This is a genomic window from Janthinobacterium sp. 344 (genome assembly GCF_900112025.1).
Classification (GTDB): domain Bacteria; phylum Pseudomonadota; class Gammaproteobacteria; order Burkholderiales; family Burkholderiaceae_D; genus Janthinobacterium.
Genome location: NZ_FOKL01000002.1, coordinates 36,367 through 52,235, shown reverse-complemented (window position 1 = coordinate 52,235; position 15,869 = coordinate 36,367). Strand labels below are relative to the sequence as shown.

12 protein-coding genes and 1 other RNA gene are annotated in these 15,869 nt (G+C 64.1%); 12 read left to right on the top strand and 1 reads right to left on the bottom strand.

Annotation, left to right across the window (positions count from 1 at the left end):
• Positions 1 to 52: 52 nt before the first annotated feature.
• Positions 53 to 1,756: a thiamine pyrophosphate-binding protein gene (locus BM193_RS06435; RefSeq protein ID WP_092803414.1), complete on the bottom strand. Its 1,704-nt coding sequence runs from the start codon at positions 1,754 to 1,756 to the stop codon at positions 53 to 55.
• A 242-nt stretch (positions 1,757 to 1,998) separates the two neighbouring features.
• Here BM193_RS06435 and rnpB point away from each other — a divergent pair.
• The 12 genes from rnpB to murC all read left to right on the top strand — a co-directional run bounded on the left by rnpB (position 1,999) and on the right by murC (position 15,868).
• Positions 1,999 to 2,358, top strand: an RNA gene (rnpB, locus tag BM193_RS06430) — RNase P RNA component class A.
• Positions 2,359 to 3,017: 659 nt separating this feature from the next.
• A complete protein-coding gene (gene mraZ / locus BM193_RS06425) occupies positions 3,018 to 3,446 on the top strand; it encodes a division/cell wall cluster transcriptional repressor MraZ (RefSeq protein WP_086145305.1) in 429 nt (142 codons plus the stop codon).
• 9 nt (positions 3,447 to 3,455) lie between these two features.
• Entirely contained in the window at positions 3,456 to 4,427 is a 972-nt protein-coding gene (gene rsmH / locus BM193_RS06420; protein WP_092803417.1) for a 16S rRNA (cytosine(1402)-N(4))-methyltransferase RsmH, read from the top strand.
• A complete protein-coding gene (ftsL, locus tag BM193_RS06415; protein ID WP_010394930.1) occupies positions 4,424 to 4,693 on the top strand; it encodes a cell division protein FtsL in 270 nt (89 codons plus the stop codon). The genes rsmH and ftsL overlap by 4 nt, the downstream gene beginning before the upstream one ends.
• Entirely contained in the window at positions 4,693 to 6,471 is a 1,779-nt protein-coding gene (locus BM193_RS06410) for a peptidoglycan D,D-transpeptidase FtsI family protein (protein WP_092803420.1), read from the top strand. Before ftsL ends, BM193_RS06410 begins: the two co-directional genes overlap by 1 nt.
• A gap of 8 nt (positions 6,472 to 6,479) precedes the next feature.
• On the top strand, positions 6,480 to 7,988 hold the full coding sequence (locus BM193_RS06405; RefSeq protein ID WP_092803423.1) for a UDP-N-acetylmuramoyl-L-alanyl-D-glutamate--2,6-diaminopimelate ligase: 1,509 nt from the start codon (positions 6,480 to 6,482) through the stop codon (positions 7,986 to 7,988).
• Positions 7,988 to 9,418: a UDP-N-acetylmuramoyl-tripeptide--D-alanyl-D-alanine ligase gene (murF, locus tag BM193_RS06400; RefSeq protein ID WP_092803426.1), complete on the top strand. Its 1,431-nt coding sequence runs from the start codon at positions 7,988 to 7,990 to the stop codon at positions 9,416 to 9,418. The genes BM193_RS06405 and murF overlap by 1 nt, the downstream gene beginning before the upstream one ends.
• Positions 9,419 to 9,420: 2 nt before the next feature.
• The gene (mraY, locus tag BM193_RS06395) at positions 9,421 to 10,596 is read left to right on the top strand and encodes a phospho-N-acetylmuramoyl-pentapeptide-transferase (protein WP_092803429.1); all 1,176 of its coding nucleotides are present in this window, start codon (positions 9,421 to 9,423) and stop codon (positions 10,594 to 10,596) included.
• Positions 10,596 to 12,152, top strand: a complete 1,557-nt coding sequence (gene murD, locus BM193_RS06390; RefSeq protein WP_092803432.1) for a UDP-N-acetylmuramoyl-L-alanine--D-glutamate ligase — start codon at positions 10,596 to 10,598, stop codon at positions 12,150 to 12,152. The genes mraY and murD overlap by 1 nt, the downstream gene beginning before the upstream one ends.
• The gene (gene ftsW / locus BM193_RS06385) at positions 12,152 to 13,363 is read left to right on the top strand and encodes a putative lipid II flippase FtsW (protein ID WP_092803435.1); all 1,212 of its coding nucleotides are present in this window, start codon (positions 12,152 to 12,154) and stop codon (positions 13,361 to 13,363) included. Before murD ends, ftsW begins: the two co-directional genes overlap by 1 nt.
• Positions 13,360 to 14,454, top strand: coding sequence for an undecaprenyldiphospho-muramoylpentapeptide beta-N-acetylglucosaminyltransferase (gene murG, locus BM193_RS06380; protein ID WP_092803438.1), 1,095 nt, complete (start codon positions 13,360 to 13,362; stop codon positions 14,452 to 14,454). Before ftsW ends, murG begins: the two co-directional genes overlap by 4 nt.
• 10 nt (positions 14,455 to 14,464) lie before the next feature.
• Positions 14,465 to 15,868, top strand: coding sequence for a UDP-N-acetylmuramate--L-alanine ligase (gene murC / locus BM193_RS06375; RefSeq protein ID WP_092803441.1), 1,404 nt, complete (start codon positions 14,465 to 14,467; stop codon positions 15,866 to 15,868).
• Position 15,869: the final 1 nt, after the last annotated feature.

Here is a 15,869-nt window from a genome sequence, read left to right as displayed (position 1 = left end):
AAAAAAGGCCCGGTATCGACCGGGCCTTGCTGTTTGTGGCGTTGAAGCGAGCTTACTTTGCCGCCTGCGCCTTTTCCGCCGTGGCGCGGATGGTGGCCAGGGTCGCGTTCGGCGTGATCAGGTTGCCGTCATAGCGCAGCTCGATCAAGGCAGGCAAGTTGTGCGCCTGGGCATGCGCCAGGGCGCGCCGCAGGGCGGGAGCGAACTCTTCGGTGGTATTCACCACGTCGCCGTGCGCGCCATACGCCTGCGCCAGCGCCGCGAAATCCGGGTTGTGCAGGGTCGTGCCCGACACGCGGCCCGGGTAGTCGCGCTCCTGGTGCATGCGGATGGTGCCGAACATCTGGTTATTGAAGACGATGATGACCACGCCCGCCTGGTATTGCACGGCCGTCGCCAGTTCCTGGCCGTTCATCATGTATTCGCCGTCGCCGGCAAAGGTGATCACCGTGCGCTCCGGGTGCACGATCTTCGCCGCCACGCCCGACGGCACGCCATAGCCCATGGCGCCATTCGTCGGCGCCAGCTGGGTGCGCATGCCGCCGTAGCGGTAGAAGCGGTGCGCCCACGAGGCGTAGTTGCCGGCGCCATTCGTCAGGATGGTGTCGGCCGGCACTTGCGCCATGATCTCCTGCGTCACCTGCCACAGATCCAGCGGCGCCTGGCCATCCTGGAAGATGGGCGGCTGCTGTTGGTAGGCGGCCAGCTCGGCCCTGGCGTCGGCCGGCGTATGTTTCCATGCGGAAGCGTCGACGGGGTCCAGGGCGGCCAGCATGGCGCACACTTGCGGCATGCCGCTGTTGATCATCAGTTCGGCCTGGTAAACGCTGCCCAGTTCCTCGGCGTCCGTATGGATGTGCACCAGGCGCTGGCGCGGCACGGGCGAGTCGAACAGGGTATAGCCGCCCGTCGTCATTTCGCCCAGGCGCGGGCCGATGGCGATGACCAGGTCGGCATTTTTCACGCGCGCGGCCAGTTTCGGATTGATGCCGATGCCGACGTCGCCGATGTAGTTCGGGTGGGCATTGTCGAGCAAGTCCTGGAAGCGGAAGGCGCAGGCGACGGGCAGGTGATTGCTTTCCGCGAACTGCTGCAGGTCGGCGCACGCTTGCGGTGTCCAGGTGGCGCCGCCCAGCAATACCAGCGGGCGCTGCGCCCCGGCCAGCATGGCGCGCAGCTGCTGCAGTTGTGCTGCGGACGGGGCTGCCTGTACGGGCTGGTAGGCGCGCGTATCGGCCACCGTCGCCAGGGAGATGAGCATGTCTTCCGGCAAGGCCAGCACGACGGGGCCGGGACGGCCGCTGGTGGCCACCTGGAAGGCGCGCGCCAGGTACTCGGGGATGCGTTCGGCGCGGTCGATCTGCGCCACCCACTTGGCCATCTGGCCGTACATGCGGCGGTAGTCGATTTCCTGGAATGCTTCGCGGTCGACGAAATCGTTGCCCACCTGGCCGATGAACAGAATCATGGGCGTGGAATCCTGGTACGCCGTGTGCACGCCGATCGAGGCATTCGTGGCGCCCGGGCCGCGCGTGACGAAACAGATGCCCGGCTTGCCCGTCAGCTTGCCATAGGCCTCGGCCATGAAGGCGGCGCCGCCTTCCTGGCGGTTGATGATGAAGCGGATGCCCGAATCGTGCAGGGCGTCGAGCACGTCGAGGTAGCTTTCGCCGGGCACGCCAAAGGCGGTGTCGACACCGTGGATCTGCAGGGCATCGACCAGGATCTGGCCACCGGTACGGGATTGTTGCGTCATGTTCGGCTCTTTATGTTCTAGTTGAATGGCAAAGAAAAATCGGGCAAACGGGGCGCATGCGCCGCATCGGGATGCGCGCAGCTTGCGTCATTCTATGTGAGCCGATTTGGCCCGGCTTTTCAAATGGCGACACCGAATTACACAATCCCCCGGGCCGCGACCCGGCCAGGGGCCCGGCGGGCGGTGCCGCGCCTGCACAGGCCTTTTGCCGAAACCTGCCGCGGCGCGGTACAATGGCGGGTGAAGCAGGCCAGACAGTCGCTGGCCGGCGCAGCAATGCGCTGGCGGGAGGAAGGTCCGGACTCCATAGAGCGGGGTGACGGTTAACGGCCGTCCGCTGAAAGCCGACCCGGCGTACTTGTATGCCGGGGGAGTATAAGGCGAGGAATAGGGCCACAGAGACGAGCGTATTAAGTTACGGTGAAACGCGGTAACCTCCACCTGGTGCAATTTCAAATAGGCACGCGATGATGCTGCTCGCGGAGCGTGCGGGTAGAAAGCTTGAGCGCCAGAGTAATCTGGCGCCTAGAGGAATGACTGTCATAGCGCCGACCGCAAGGAAGGCGCCGTAACAAAATCCGGCCTACCGGCCTGCTTCACTTGAATTCCAGCGTCCTGGCTTGCCAGGCAGCGCCCGGCGCGCCGTCTTTTTGACTTGGCGCGCCACCCTAAAGCCCCCGCAACGGGGCTTTTTTTGTTTCCAAAAATAGAGTGCTTGCGATAAAGTTGTATAGACAACTGAAAATGAACAATTGGTTAAAGTTTCTCGATTCTAATTAATTGCTGCATTGCAAAATAAGTTTTCCTGCGTGAAGCCAGCCCCGGAAAATGGCGGAAGTGAGTGTGCTGCAAGGTAATTTTGTGCCGAAAACCAAGTCTTTCTTGCGGGTAAATTACTGTTGTGTCCGGTCGACGAAAGTATTGTCATGTGTCAACTAACTGTAAAAATTTCAATTTTTCGATTTCGTCTTTTTCGATGTTTACGGTAGGAAAACACATGTGTGCAGATGAGGTACCACATTCACTATCTTTCATAAGTATCTAATTTATCGATATATTTTTATTTGAGACTCCTTCAACGATATGCGCTAAGTCCTTAATTTCATTAATAAAATTCCTGTTTTGCCAATCGGAAACCGCTTGACCACTATCTTTGCTTACTCTAAAGTGGGCAACTGTGTGAAAAAGTGTATTTTTGTGGGAAATTTTCCCTGGCAGCGCGGCGCTACAGTGCCGCAACCCAAGCTCAAAAAGGTCTTCCGTGTTTCAAGGCGCGTCCGCAATCAATCTCGATGCCAAAGGCAGGATGTCTATCCCTGCCAAGCACCGTGACGCGCTGGCGATTCAATGCGAAGGCCGCTTGACCCTGACCAAACACCCCGATGGCTGCCTGCTGTTTTTCCCCCGTCCCGTGTGGGAAAGCCACCGCCAGCAGATCGCCACCTGGCCCATGTCGGCGCGCGCCTGGCAGCGCATCTTCCTCGGCAACGCCTGCGACGTCGAGCTCGACTCGGCCGGCCGCGTGCTGATCTCGCCTGAATTGCGCAACGCCGTGGGGCTGTCGCGCGAAGTCATGATGATCGGCATGGGCAGCCACTTTGAAATATGGGATGCCGCGAAACTGGCCGAACAAGAACAGCAGGCGATCGATGCCGGCACTCCCGATGTACTTTCCAATTTTTCTTTCTAAGGCTCCGTAATGACACTACTCACGGTGCCGGAATTTCAGCATCGCACGGTGCTGCTTGATGAAGCGGTCGATGCGCTCGACCTGTCGGGCGACCGCGCGCATGGCATTTACGTCGACGGCACGTTTGGCCGCGGCGGGCATAGCCGTTTGATTTTGTCGCGCCTGGCGCCCGACGCGCGCCTGATCGGCTTCGACAAGGACTTGCAAGCCATCGCCACGGCCGAACAGATCGCCGACCCCCGTTTCAACATCGTCCACGACAGCTTCGCCACCATGACGGCCAGCCTGGCCGAACGCGGCGTGCGGCAGGTCGATGGCATCTTGCTCGATCTGGGCATCTCGTCGCCGCAAGTCGACGACGCGGCGCGCGGTTTCAGCTTCCGCAACGACGGACCGCTGGACATGCGCATGGATACCACGCGCGGCATCTCCGCGGCCGAATGGCTGGCGGTGGAAACCGAGCAGAATTTAGAGAAAGTGATACGCGATTATGGGGAAGAACGGTTTGCTTTTCAGATTGCAAAGGCGATTGTTGCTGGCCGGGCAGTCCAGCCAATTTCAAGCACACGACAGCTTGCCGGCATCGTGGCAGGCGCCGTCAAGACCCGCGAGAAGGGTAAGGACCCCGCTACCCGCACCTTTCAGGCCATACGCATTTTCATTAACAAAGAGCTCGAGGATCTCGAGATCGGCCTGAATCAGGCGTATGCCTGCCTGGCGCCCGGCGCGCGCATGGCCGTGATCAGCTTTCACTCGCTGGAAGACCGCATGGTCAAGCGCTTCTTCGCCTCGAAGGCGAACGTGGAGCAGCCTGACCGCCGCCTGCCGATCCGCGCCGTCGACTTGCCGCAGCCGGAAATGAAGCTGATTTCAAAGATGAAGCCATCCGATGCCGAGATCGAGGCGAACCCGCGTTCACGTTCGGCCGTGATGCGCGTGGCGCAGCGTTTGCCGATTCCTGTGCATGGCGGCCCCCGATGACTGGCAAGCTGTGTGTCGTGCTGTCGGCCCTGCTGGTGTGCTGCGGCCTGTCGCTGGTGAACGCGCAGTACCAGTCGCGCCACCTGCTGATCGACCTGGAGCGCGCGCAAGCGCTGTCGCGCCAGCTCGACATCGACTGGGCGCAGCTGCAGCTGGACCAGTCCACCTTGGGCAAGCATGAACGCATCGAAGCCATCGCGCGGCGCGACCTGAGCATGACGCCGCTGACGGCGGCGCGTACGCAATACCTGACGGAGGGTGAATAATGAAGTTGGGCGGTAACAGCAACGGCCGGGTGGCGGCATCGAAAGGCGTGCCATTCTCGAAGAACCCTGTCCTGGCGGTGCGCCTGCCCGTCTGGCGTTCGCGCGTCGTGCTGTTCCTGCTGTTCTTCGCTTTCGCCGGCCTGGGCGTGCGCGCCCTGTGGCTGCAGGGCGTGTCGACGCAGTTCCTGCAAAAGCAGGGCAAGGCGCGCTATGAGCGCACCCTCGAACTGCCCGCCACGCGCGGCAAGATCACCGACCGCAATGGCCAGGTGCTCGCCTCGTCCGTCCCCGTGAAGGCCATCTGGGCGATTCCCGACGACGTGCTGCAGGCGCCGCCGGAAAAAATCAACGCGCTGGCGGGCCTGCTGGAAATGAACGTCAACGAATTGCGCAAGAAGCTCGATTCGGACCGCAGCTTTGTTTACCTGAAACGCCAGGTCGAGATGGACGTGGCCGACAAGATTTCCAAGCTGGGCATCGACGGCATCGACGAGCGCAAGGAATACAAACGCTTTTATCCACAGGGCGAAGTGATGACCCACGTGGTCGGCTTCACCAACGTGGAAGACGTGGGCCAGGAAAGCATGGAACTGGCGCAGCAGAAAACCCTCGTCGGCACCACCGGCAGCCGCCGCGTGATCAAGGACCGCCTGGGCCACATCGTCGAAGACATCGGCTTCATCCACGAACCGCACGACGGCAAGGACCTGACCCTGTCCGTCGACAGCAAGATCCAGTACATCGCCTTCACGCAGCTGAAGGAAGCGGTGGAGAAATTCAATGCCAAGGCCGGCGGCGCCGTGGTGCTCGACGTGCACACGGGCGAAGTGCTGGCCCTGGCCAACTACCCCAGCTACGATCCGAACGACCGCCGCAAGCTCACGGGCCAGCAGCTGCGCAACCGCGTGATGACCGATACCTTCGAACCCGGTTCGACCCTGAAGCCGATCACGGTCTCGCTGGCGCTCGACACGGGCCGGGTCAAGCCGACCACCCTGATCGACACGGGACCGGGCCGCTACACCATCGCCGACCGCACCATTACCGACACCAAGCCGCACGGCGTGATCAATGTCTCCGAGATCATCGAGATGTCGTCGAACATCGGCACCTCGAAGATCGCGCTGGGCATGCCGTCGCAGGAAATGTGGGAAATGTTTACCAAGGTGGGCTTCGGCCAGCAGCCGAAATGGGGCTTCCCCGGCGCCGTCGCCGGCCGCGTGCGTCCGTATAAATCGTGGCGTCCGGTGGAACAGGCGACCATGAGCTACGGTAACGGCATTTCCGTCTCGCTGATCCAGCTGGCGCGCTCGTACATGATGTTCGCGCGCGACGGCGACACGATTCCATTGTCGTTCCAGAAGGTCAATGAGCTGCCCGTGGGCCAGCAGGTGATCAAGCCGAAGACGGCCGCCGAAATGCGCGCCATGCTGGAACTGGTGGTCTCCGGCCCGAAAGGCTCGGCCAAGCGCGCCCAGGTCGCCGGCTACCGCGTGGGCGGCAAGACGGGCACCGCCTATAAGGTGGAAAATGGCCGCTACGCGATGCCGCGCAAATATATCGGCTCTTTCGTGGGCATGGTGCCGATGTCGGCGCCGCGCTTCATCATTGCCGTGATGATCGATGAACCGACCGGCCCGGCCCACTATGGTGGCCAGGTTGCCGCTCCCGCCTTCGCGGCGATTGCGACCAACGCGCTGCGCGCGATGAACGTACCGCCCGATTCCTCCGTTACCGAAATCGTGGTCCCGGCCAATGCCGGCCCGGAGGCCATGTGAAGTCACTCATGACCATACAAGAAATCAGTTTGTGGATCAAAGCGGCTGCCCCGTCCGGGCAGCTGACGTCCGATTCGCGCCGCGTGCAGCGCGGCGACGTGTTTTTCGCCTACGCGGGCGCCACGCAGTTCATCGCCGCCGCCATCGCGCAGGGCGCAGCGGCCATCGTGCATGACAACGCCGACTGGGACGCCGCCTGGAGCGTGCCGCAGCTGCCCGTCAGCGACCTGAAACGCCTGGCCGGTCCCATCGCCCATGCGTTCTACGGCATGCCCGACAGCGCCATGTTCAGCGCCGGCGTGACGGGCACGAATGGCAAGACCTCGTGCGCGCTGTGGCTGGCGCAGGCGCTGGCGCGCCTCGGTGAAACGGCGTCCGTCATCGGGACCTTGGGCGTGGGCCTGTGCAAGCCGCGCGGCGAGATCGCATTCGACGTCACCGGCTATACCACGCCGGACGCCGTGCTGCTGGCGCGCAAACTGGCCGCCATGCGCGACGCCGGCGCGCAAGCCGTCGCCATCGAAGTGTCGTCGATCGGCCTGGACCAGGAACGCGCGGCCGGCATGCATTTCGACGTCGCCATGTTTACCAATCTGACGCGCGACCATCTCGATTACCACGGCGACATGGCCGCCTATGAAGCCGCCAAGGTCAAGCTGTTCGACTGGCCCGGCCTGAAAACGGCCGTCATCAACCTGGATGACGCCATGGGCCTGCGCCTGGCGCGCCACGTGGAAGGCAAGCTGGCAGGCGACTATCCCGTCATCGGCTACACCTTGCAGGATGCGGCCAGCCTGCCCGACCTGCCCGGCGTGCTGATGCTGCGCGCCAGCCAGTTCCGCAGCCGTAACGCCGGCACCGACTTCCACCTGGAATGCCCGCTGGGCGTGGCGCTGGTCAAGACGCAGCTGGTGGGCCACTTCAATATCAGCAACGCGCTGGCCGTGCTGGGCGCCTTGCTGGCGCACGGCACCGGCCTGCGCGCCGCCATCGACGGCATCGAATCGCTGCAGCCGGCCCCGGGCCGCATGCAGCAGGTGGGTGGACAGGAAGCGCCGATGGTCGTCATCGATTATGCGCATACGCCGGACGCGCTGGAAAAGACCCTGGCCGCCTTGCGCCAGGTGGCGCAGGAGCGCGGCGGCCAGCTGTGGTGCGTGTTCGGCTGCGGCGGCGACCGCGATCCGGGCAAGCGTCCGCAGATGGGCGCCATCGCGCAGCTGGCCGACCACGTGCTCGTCACCAGCGACAATCCGCGCAGCGAAGATCCGCACGCCATCATCGCGCAGATCGTCGCGGGTATGCGTGCCGACGGTGCGCAGCCGCAAGCCATCGAAGACCGCGCCGCGGCGATCCTGTCGGCCATCAAGCACGCGGCCAAGCCGGACGTGATCCTGTTGGCGGGCAAGGGCCATGAACCGTACCAGGAAATCAAGGGCAAGAAACTGCCGTTCTCCGATGCCGAACATGCGCAGCTGGCCCTGTCCGCGCGCCTGACGATGATGAGGACGAACTGATGCGTGGCACGCTGACAGAACTGATGCCATCGCTGCACGGCGCGCAGTTGATTGGCGACGCCGCTTTTGACGGTGTCTCCACCGACAGCCGCAGCGCCCCGGCCGGCTCGCTCTTCGTCGCCCTGCGCGGCGAGAGTTTCGACGCGCATGACTTCCTCGACCAGGTGGCCGCCGGCGGCGTCGCCGCCGTGGTGGTCGAGCGCCTGCCCGCAGGCTGGGACAGCGCCAAGATACCCGCCATCGTGGTGGCCGATACCCTGGTGGCGCTGGGCCGCATCGCCAATCACTGGCGCTGCCGCTTTAATGTGCCCGTCATCGGCGTCACCGGCAGCAACGGCAAGACCACCGTCAAGGAGATGATTTCGTCCATCCTGGCGGCGGCCTTTGGCGAAGAGGGCCGGCTGGCCACGCGCGGCAACCTGAATAACGAGATCGGCGTGCCGCTGACCCTGTTCCGCCTGAACGGCGAACACCAGGCGGCCGTCATCGAGATGGGCATGAACCATCCGGGAGAAATCGCGCGCCTGGCGGCGATAGCCGCGCCGACCCTGGCGATGGTCAACAACGCGCAGCGCGAGCACCAGGAATTCATGCATACGGTGGAAGCGGTGGCGCGCGAGAACGGCGCCGCGCTGGCCGCACTGGCCGACGACGGCGTGGCCGTGTTCCCGCACGGCGATGAATTTACGCCCCTGTGGCGCGAACTGGCCGGCGCGCGCACCGTCATCACCTTCGGCTTGTCGAAGGAGGCGGACGTGAGCTGCACGCACCGCGCGGCCGAGGATTTTGGCAGCGACATGTTTGTCAGCGTGCGCGCGCAGGACGGCGGCTTGCGCCAGTTTTTTGTCGGCCTGCAGGCGGCCGGCGAACACAATGTGCGCAACGCGCTGGCGGCGGTGGCATGCGCGATTGGCGCCGGCATCGCCATCGAGCATGTGAAGCAGGGCCTGGAGGCGTTTTCTCCCGTGAATGGCCGTCTGCAGAAAAAGCGCGCCGTCAATGGCGCCACCATCATCGATGACAGCTATAACGCCAATCCGGATTCGGCGCGCGCGGCCATCGATGTGCTGGCGCAGGCGGCCGCTCCGCGCATCCTGGTGCTGGGCGAGATGGGCGAAGTCGGTACGCAGGGACAGCAGTTCCACGAAGAGATCGGCGCCTACGCCGCCGCCAAAGGCATCGAATACGTGCTGGCGACGGGCGGCCTGGCGCGCCATCTGGTCAATCCGGTGCAGGCTGCCGCGAGCCAGGAATCAGGCACGGTCGTGGAGTATTTCGAACAGTTCGACGGTTTGCTGGCGGCGCTCGATGCGCATTTGTCCGGCCGTTCGGATGCAACAGTATTAATCAAGGGCTCCCGCTTCATGAAAATGGAACGGGCCGTGCAGCATTTGATTGGTTCAAACAACAAAAACAAGGAAGCTCACTAATCATGCTGCTCTGGCTCGCTCATTATTTCCAGGACGACATTGGCCCACTGCGGGTCTTTAACTTCATCACTTTCCGCGCCGTCTTCGCCACCCTGACGGCGATCCTGATCGGCCTGTGCGCCGGTCCCGCCGTGATCCGCATGCTCACGCGCATGAAGGTCGGCCAGGCCGTGCGCACGGACGGTCCGCAAACGCATCTGAAAAAACACGGCACCCCCACCATGGGCGGTGTATTGATCCTCATCGCCATCGGCATTTCCACCTTGCTGTGGGCCGACCTGTCGAACCGCTTCATCTGGCCCGTGCTGATCGTCACCCTGGGCTTTGGCGCCGTCGGCTGGGCCGACGACTACCGCAAGGTGGTGCACCAGGACCCGGAAGGCATGCGCTCGCGCGAAAAATACTTCTGGCAGTCGCTGATCGGCATCGTCGCCGCCTTTTACCTGGCGTTTTCCGTCTCCGTCTCGGAGCCTGACGCGGGCCACGTGTGGAATCTGATCTACGCCTGGGTGCAGTCGGGCTTCGCCATGGACCTGCCGCCGAAGGCCGACCTGATCGTGCCCTTCTTTAAAACCATCAGCTATCCGCTGGGCGTGTGGGGCTTCATCGCGCTGACCTATTGCGTCATCGTCGGCACCAGCAACGCCGTCAACTTCACCGATGGCCTCGACGGCCTGGCCATCATGCCGACCGTGATGGTGGGCACGGCCCTGGGCCTGTTCGCCTACCTGACGGGCAATGCCACGTATGCGCGCTACCTGTTCATCCCGCACATTCCGGGCGCCGGCGAGCTGGTGATCTTCTGCGGCGCGCTGGCCGGTTCCGGCCTGGCCTTCCTCTGGTATAACACGCATCCCGCCAAGGTCTTCATGGGCGACGTGGGCGCGCTGGCACTGGGCGGCGCACTGGGCACCATCGCCGTCATCGTGCGCCAGGAAATCGTCCTGTTCATCATGGGCGGCATCTTCGTCGTCGAAACGCTGTCCGTCATCATCCAGGTCGTCTGGTTCAAATACACCAAGAAACGCTTTGGCGCGGGCCGCCGCGTGTTCCTGATGGCGCCACTGCATCACCATTTTGAACAAAAAGGCTGGAAAGAGACGCAGGTCGTCGTGCGTTTCTGGATCATCACCATGATGCTGGTGCTGCTCGGCCTGACCACCTTGAAGCTGCGCTGATGATGTACCTCGATAAAACCGCACTGGTGCTGGGCCTCGGGGAGTCGGGCCTGGCCATGGCCCTGTGGCTGGCGCGCAGTGGCGCGCGAGTGCGCGTGGCCGATACGCGGGAAGCGCCCGAGCGCCTGGCCGCCCTGCAGGCCGCCGTGCCGCAGGCGCAGTTCATTGCCGGCGCCTTCACGGCAGACCTGCTCGATGGCGTGGACTTCGTCGCCGTCAGCCCCGGCCTGGCCCCGGGCCGCGAACTGGCGCACATCGCGCCAGCGGCAGCTGAGAAAAATATCCCCGTGTGGGGCGAGATCGAACTGTTCGCGCAAGCATTGGCCGCATTGAAGGCGGAGCGCGGCTATGCGCCGAAAGTCGTCGCCATCACGGGCACGAACGGCAAGACCACCGTCACCAGCCTGGTCGGGCTGCTGTGCGAACGCGCGGGCCTGGCCACGCGCGTGGCCGGCAATATCAGCCCGGCGGCGCTCGACGTGCTGCGCGAAGTGCTCGACGCCGAGCCCGCGCCGCAGCCCGTGGTGGAAGGCGAAGAGGCCACCGAACCCGCCGCCAGCACCTTGCCGCAGGCGTGGATACTGGAGCTGTCCAGCTTCCAGCTGCACACGACGTTCAGCCTGCAGGCCGATGCGGCCACGGTATTGAATCTGTCGCAGGACCACCTGGACTGGCACGGCGACATGGCCGCGTATGCCGCCGACAAGGCGCGCATCTTCGGCGACGATACCGTGCGCATCCTGAACCGCGACGATGCGGCCGTCATGCGCATGGCCGATCCGCTGCGCGAGACCGTCACCTTCGGCACGGGCGAACCGGCGGAAGTCGACAGCTTTGGCCTGGTCAACGAACGGGGCATCTTCTGGCTGGCGCAAGCCGTGCCCAGCGAAGAGGTGATCGAGAAAAAGCGCAGGAAGAACGATCCGGCGCCGGAACCGGTGCCGACGATGGCGAAAAAACTGATGCCCGCCGATGCGCTGAAAATCCGCGGCCAGCACAATGCGGCCAATGCCCTGGCGGCGCTGGCCCTGTGCCGCGCCATCGGCCTGCCGTTCGCGCCGCTGCTGCATGGCTTGCGCGAATACCAGGGCGAGCCGCATCGGGTGGAACTGATCACGGCCGTGGCTGACGTCGAATACTACGACGACAGCAAGGGCACGAATGTGGGGGCAACGGTGGCGGCCCTGTTCGGCCTGGGCAAGGCTTTCGGCGGCGCCGAGCAGCGCCTGGTGCTGATCGCCGGCGGCGATGGCAAGGGGCAGGATTTCTCGCCGCTGGCCGAACCCGTGTCGCGCTATGTGCGCGCCGTGGTGCTGATCGGCCGCGATGCGCCCGCCTTGCGCGCGGCGCTGGAGCCGGCCGGCGTGGACATCGTCGATTGCGCCACCTTGCCGGAAGCCGTCAAGCGCGCCAGCGGCCTGGCCCTGCCCGGTGACGCGGTGCTGCTGTCGCCCGCGTGCGCCAGCATGGACATGTTCAAGAACTATGCGCACCGTGCGCAGGTGTTTGTCGACGCCGTGCGCGACATCGCCCTGGAAAACGGACAGGATATCTGATGGCCTTCCAACTGCCATTCCGCTTCGGTTCCGGCTCGGCTGCCAAGCCGCTGGATGGCCGCGCGCGGCAGTCGAAGATGATGGAGTACGACCAGCCGCTGGTGTGGGTGGTGCTGCTGCTCATGTTGCTGGGCATGGTGATGGTGTACTCGGCGTCGATCTCGCTGTCGGATGCGCGCAAGTTCGCCGCCTACACGAACAATTATTTTGTCGTGCGCCAGGCGCTGTTCATCGGCGTGTCGATCATCGTTGGCGCCCTGGTATTCCGCATCCGCATCGCCACCTGGCAAAAGATCGCGCCGTGGCTGTTCATCGGCACCCTGGTGCTGCTGGTGATGGTGCTGATACCGGGCCTGGGCGTGTCGGTCAATGGCGGTCGCCGCTGGCTGAACCTGCCGGGCCTGCGGCCGCAGCCGTCCGAACTGATGAAGGTCGTGATGGTGCTGTACGCGGCCGACTATACGGTGCGCAAGCAGGAATACATGCACAAGCTGACCAAGGGCTTCATGCCGATGGCGCTGGCCGTCAGTTTTGTCGGCCTGCTGCTGCTGATGGAGCCCGACCTGGGCGCCTTCGGCGTGATCGTCTGCATCGCCATGGGCATCCTGTTCCTGGGCGGCGTCAATGCCATCTGGTTCGGCGGCATCGGCGCCATGCTGACGGCGATCTTCGTCACCATCATCGCCCTGTCGAAATTCCGCCGCGAGCGGTTTTTCGCGTATCTCGATCCATGGCAGGAAGACAACGCGCTGAACAAGGCGTACCAGCTGACGCACTCCTTGATCGCCTTCGGGCGCGGCGAACTGTTTGGCGTGGGCCTGGGCGGCAGCGTGGAAAAACTGCACTACCTGCCCGAGGCGCATACGGACTTTTTACTCGCCGTGATCGGCGAGGAACTGGGCCTGGTGGGCGTGCTGGTCGTGATCGGCCTGTTCTACTGGATCATCAAGCGCGCCTTCGACATCGGCCGCCAGGCGATCGCCATCGACCAGACGTTCGCGGGACTGACGGCGAAGGGCATCGCCATCTGGATCGGCGTGCAGACCTTCATCAACATGGGCGTGAACCTGGGCCTGCTGCCGACCAAGGGCCTGACCTTGCCCTTGATGAGTTATGGCGGCACGGGCGTACTGATTAACTGTATCGGCCTGGCGATCCTGCTGCGCATCGATTACGAAAACCGGATCCTGATGCGCGGAGGCCGGCTATGAACAACGTGACGAACTTGAAAACGACGAAAAGACTGATGATCATGGCGGCCGGCACGGGCGGCCATATTTTCCCTGGCCTGGCGATCGCGCAAACCATGCGCGCGCGCGGCTGGGAAGTGAGCTGGCTGGGCACGGCCCACGGCATGGAACAGGACCTGGTGCCGAAGAGCGGCATCCCGATGGATGCGATTGAGTTTTCCGGCATGCGCGGCAAGGGCCTGGGCCACACGGTAAAGGGCGGCTTCAAGATGATCGCCAGCCTGTTCGCGATACGCGGCTTCATCGCGCGCCGCAAGCCGGACGTGGTGATGGGCATGGGCGGCTACGTCACCGTGCCGGGCGGCCTGATGGCGCGCCTGAAGGGCGTGCCGCTGGTGCTGGTCAATGCCGACGCCGCGCTGCTATTGTCGAACAAGACGCTGGTACCGCTGGCGCAGCAAGTATGCTTCGGCTTTCCCGCCGATTTCGGCAGCGCCGCCGGCAAGGCCGTCGTCACGGGCAATCCCGTGCGCGCCGAGATCCTGGCCATGGCGCCGCCGGCCGCGCGTTTCGCCGGCCGCGGCGGCCCGCTGCGCATCCTGGTGGTGGGCGGCAGCCTGGGCGCGAAGGCGCTGAACGACAGCCTGCCTGCGGCGCTGGCGCTGATGCCGGAAGGCGAGCGTCCGCTGGTGACGCACCAGTCGGGCAAGAAGAATATCGACGCCCTGCATGCGGCGTATGCGCAGGCAGGCGTGCAGGCCAATGTGGTCGACTTCATCGACGACATGGCCAGGGCATATACGGAAGCCGACCTGGTGATTTGCCGTGCTGGCGCCATCACCCTGTCGGAGCTGACGGCGGCCGGCGTGGCCAGCGTGCTGGTGCCGCTGGTGGCGTCGACCACCAGCCACCAGCGCGACAACGCGCAATGGATGGCGAAACAAGGCGCGGCGATTCACTTGCCGCAAACGGAAATGAGTGCGGCGTCGCTGAGCGCCCTGCTGGCATCGTTGACGCGCGACGCTTGCCAGCAGATGGCGCAAGCGGCGCTGGCAGCAGGCAAGCGCGACGCCAATGAGGCGATCGCACACGTATTGGAAAAACTGGCATGAGGTTCGTTCTGTGAAGCATAAAGTAAACAATATCCACTTTGTCGGCATTGGCGGCAGCGGCATGAGCGGCATCGCCGAAGTGCTGGTCAACCTGGGCTACAAGGTGTCGGGCTCCGACCTGGGCAGCAATGCGGCAACGCAGCGCCTGGCGAGCCTGGGCGCGACCGTTATGCTCGGTCACGCGGCGGAAAACATCGGCGACGCCGATGCCGTGGTGACGTCGGGCGCCGTCCCGCAAGACAATCCGGAAGTGGCGGCCGCGCGCGCGCGCAAGATCCCGCTGGTGCCGCGCGCCGTGATGCTCGGCGAGTTGATGCGCCTGAAGCGCGGCATCGCGATTGCCGGCACGCACGGCAAGACGACGACGACCAGCCTGGTAGCGTCCGTGCTGGCGCAGGGCGGTCTCGACCCGACTTTCGTCATCGGCGGGCGCCTGACCAGCGCCGGCGCGAACGCCAAGCTGGGCTCGGGCGACTACCTGGTGGCCGAAGCCGATGAATCGGACGCCTCGTTCCTGAACCTGACGCCGATGATCGAAGTGATCACGAATATCGACGCCGATCACATGGACACCTACGAGCACGACTTCGAGAAGCTCAAGCAGGCCTTCGTGCAGTTCACGCACCGCCTGCCGTTCTATGGCCGCGCCATGCTGTGCATCGATGATCCGCACGTGCGCGCCATCATCCCGTCCGTGACCAAGCCGGTCACCACCTATGGTTTCTCGGAAGACGCGCAGGTGCGCGCCATCAACGCGCGCGCCGTGGGCCTGGAAATGCATTTCACCGTGCTGCAGGAAGGTTATCCGGACCTGGACGTGGTGCTGAACCAGCCCGGCATGCACAATGTGCAAAATGCCTGCTCGGCGATCGCCATCGCGCGTGAAATCGGCATCGCCGACAGCGCCACGCAGCAGGGCCTGGCGGAGTTCTCCGGCGTGGGCCGGCGCTTCACGCGCTATGGCGACGTGGCGCTGCCCAATGGCGGCAGCTTCGCCCTGGTCGACGATTTCGGCCACCATCCGGTGGAAACGGAAGTGACCCTGGCCGCCGCGCGCGCCGCCTATCCGGGCCGGCGCCTGGTGCTCGCTTTCCAGCCGCACCGCTACAGCCGCACGCGCGACCTGTTCGAGGATTTCGTCAAGGTGCTGGGCGCGCCCGACGTGCTGCTCTTGTCCGAAGTGTATGCCGCGGGCGAAGCGCCTATCGTCGCCGCCGACGGCCGCGCACTGGCGCATGCGCTGCGCGCGCGCGGCAAGATCGAACCGATTTTTGTCGAATCCATGACCGACATGGCCGACACCATCATGAGCGTGGCGCGCGACGGCGACGTCGTGCTGACCATGGGGGCCGGCTCGATCAGCGGCATCCCGCAACAACTGACTACGTATCAATCCAACACTGTAAAGGCCTGAT

Coding starts and splice junctions, on each gene's coding strand:
- BM193_RS06435 (WP_092803414.1), bottom strand. CDS start 1,756: ATGACGCAACAATCCCGTACCGGTGGCCAGATCCTGGTCGATGCCCTG.
- rsmH (WP_092803417.1), top strand. CDS start 3,456: ATGACACTACTCACGGTGCCGGAATTTCAGCATCGCACGGTGCTGCTT.
- ftsL (WP_010394930.1), top strand. CDS start 4,424: ATGACTGGCAAGCTGTGTGTCGTGCTGTCGGCCCTGCTGGTGTGCTGC.
- BM193_RS06410 (WP_092803420.1), top strand. CDS start 4,693: ATGAAGTTGGGCGGTAACAGCAACGGCCGGGTGGCGGCATCGAAAGGC.
- BM193_RS06405 (WP_092803423.1), top strand. CDS start 6,480: ATGACCATACAAGAAATCAGTTTGTGGATCAAAGCGGCTGCCCCGTCC.
- murF (WP_092803426.1), top strand. CDS start 7,988: ATGCGTGGCACGCTGACAGAACTGATGCCATCGCTGCACGGCGCGCAG.
- mraY (WP_092803429.1), top strand. CDS start 9,421: ATGCTGCTCTGGCTCGCTCATTATTTCCAGGACGACATTGGCCCACTG.
- murD (WP_092803432.1), top strand. CDS start 10,596: ATGATGTACCTCGATAAAACCGCACTGGTGCTGGGCCTCGGGGAGTCG.
- ftsW (WP_092803435.1), top strand. CDS start 12,152: ATGGCCTTCCAACTGCCATTCCGCTTCGGTTCCGGCTCGGCTGCCAAG.
- murG (WP_092803438.1), top strand. CDS start 13,360: ATGAACAACGTGACGAACTTGAAAACGACGAAAAGACTGATGATCATG.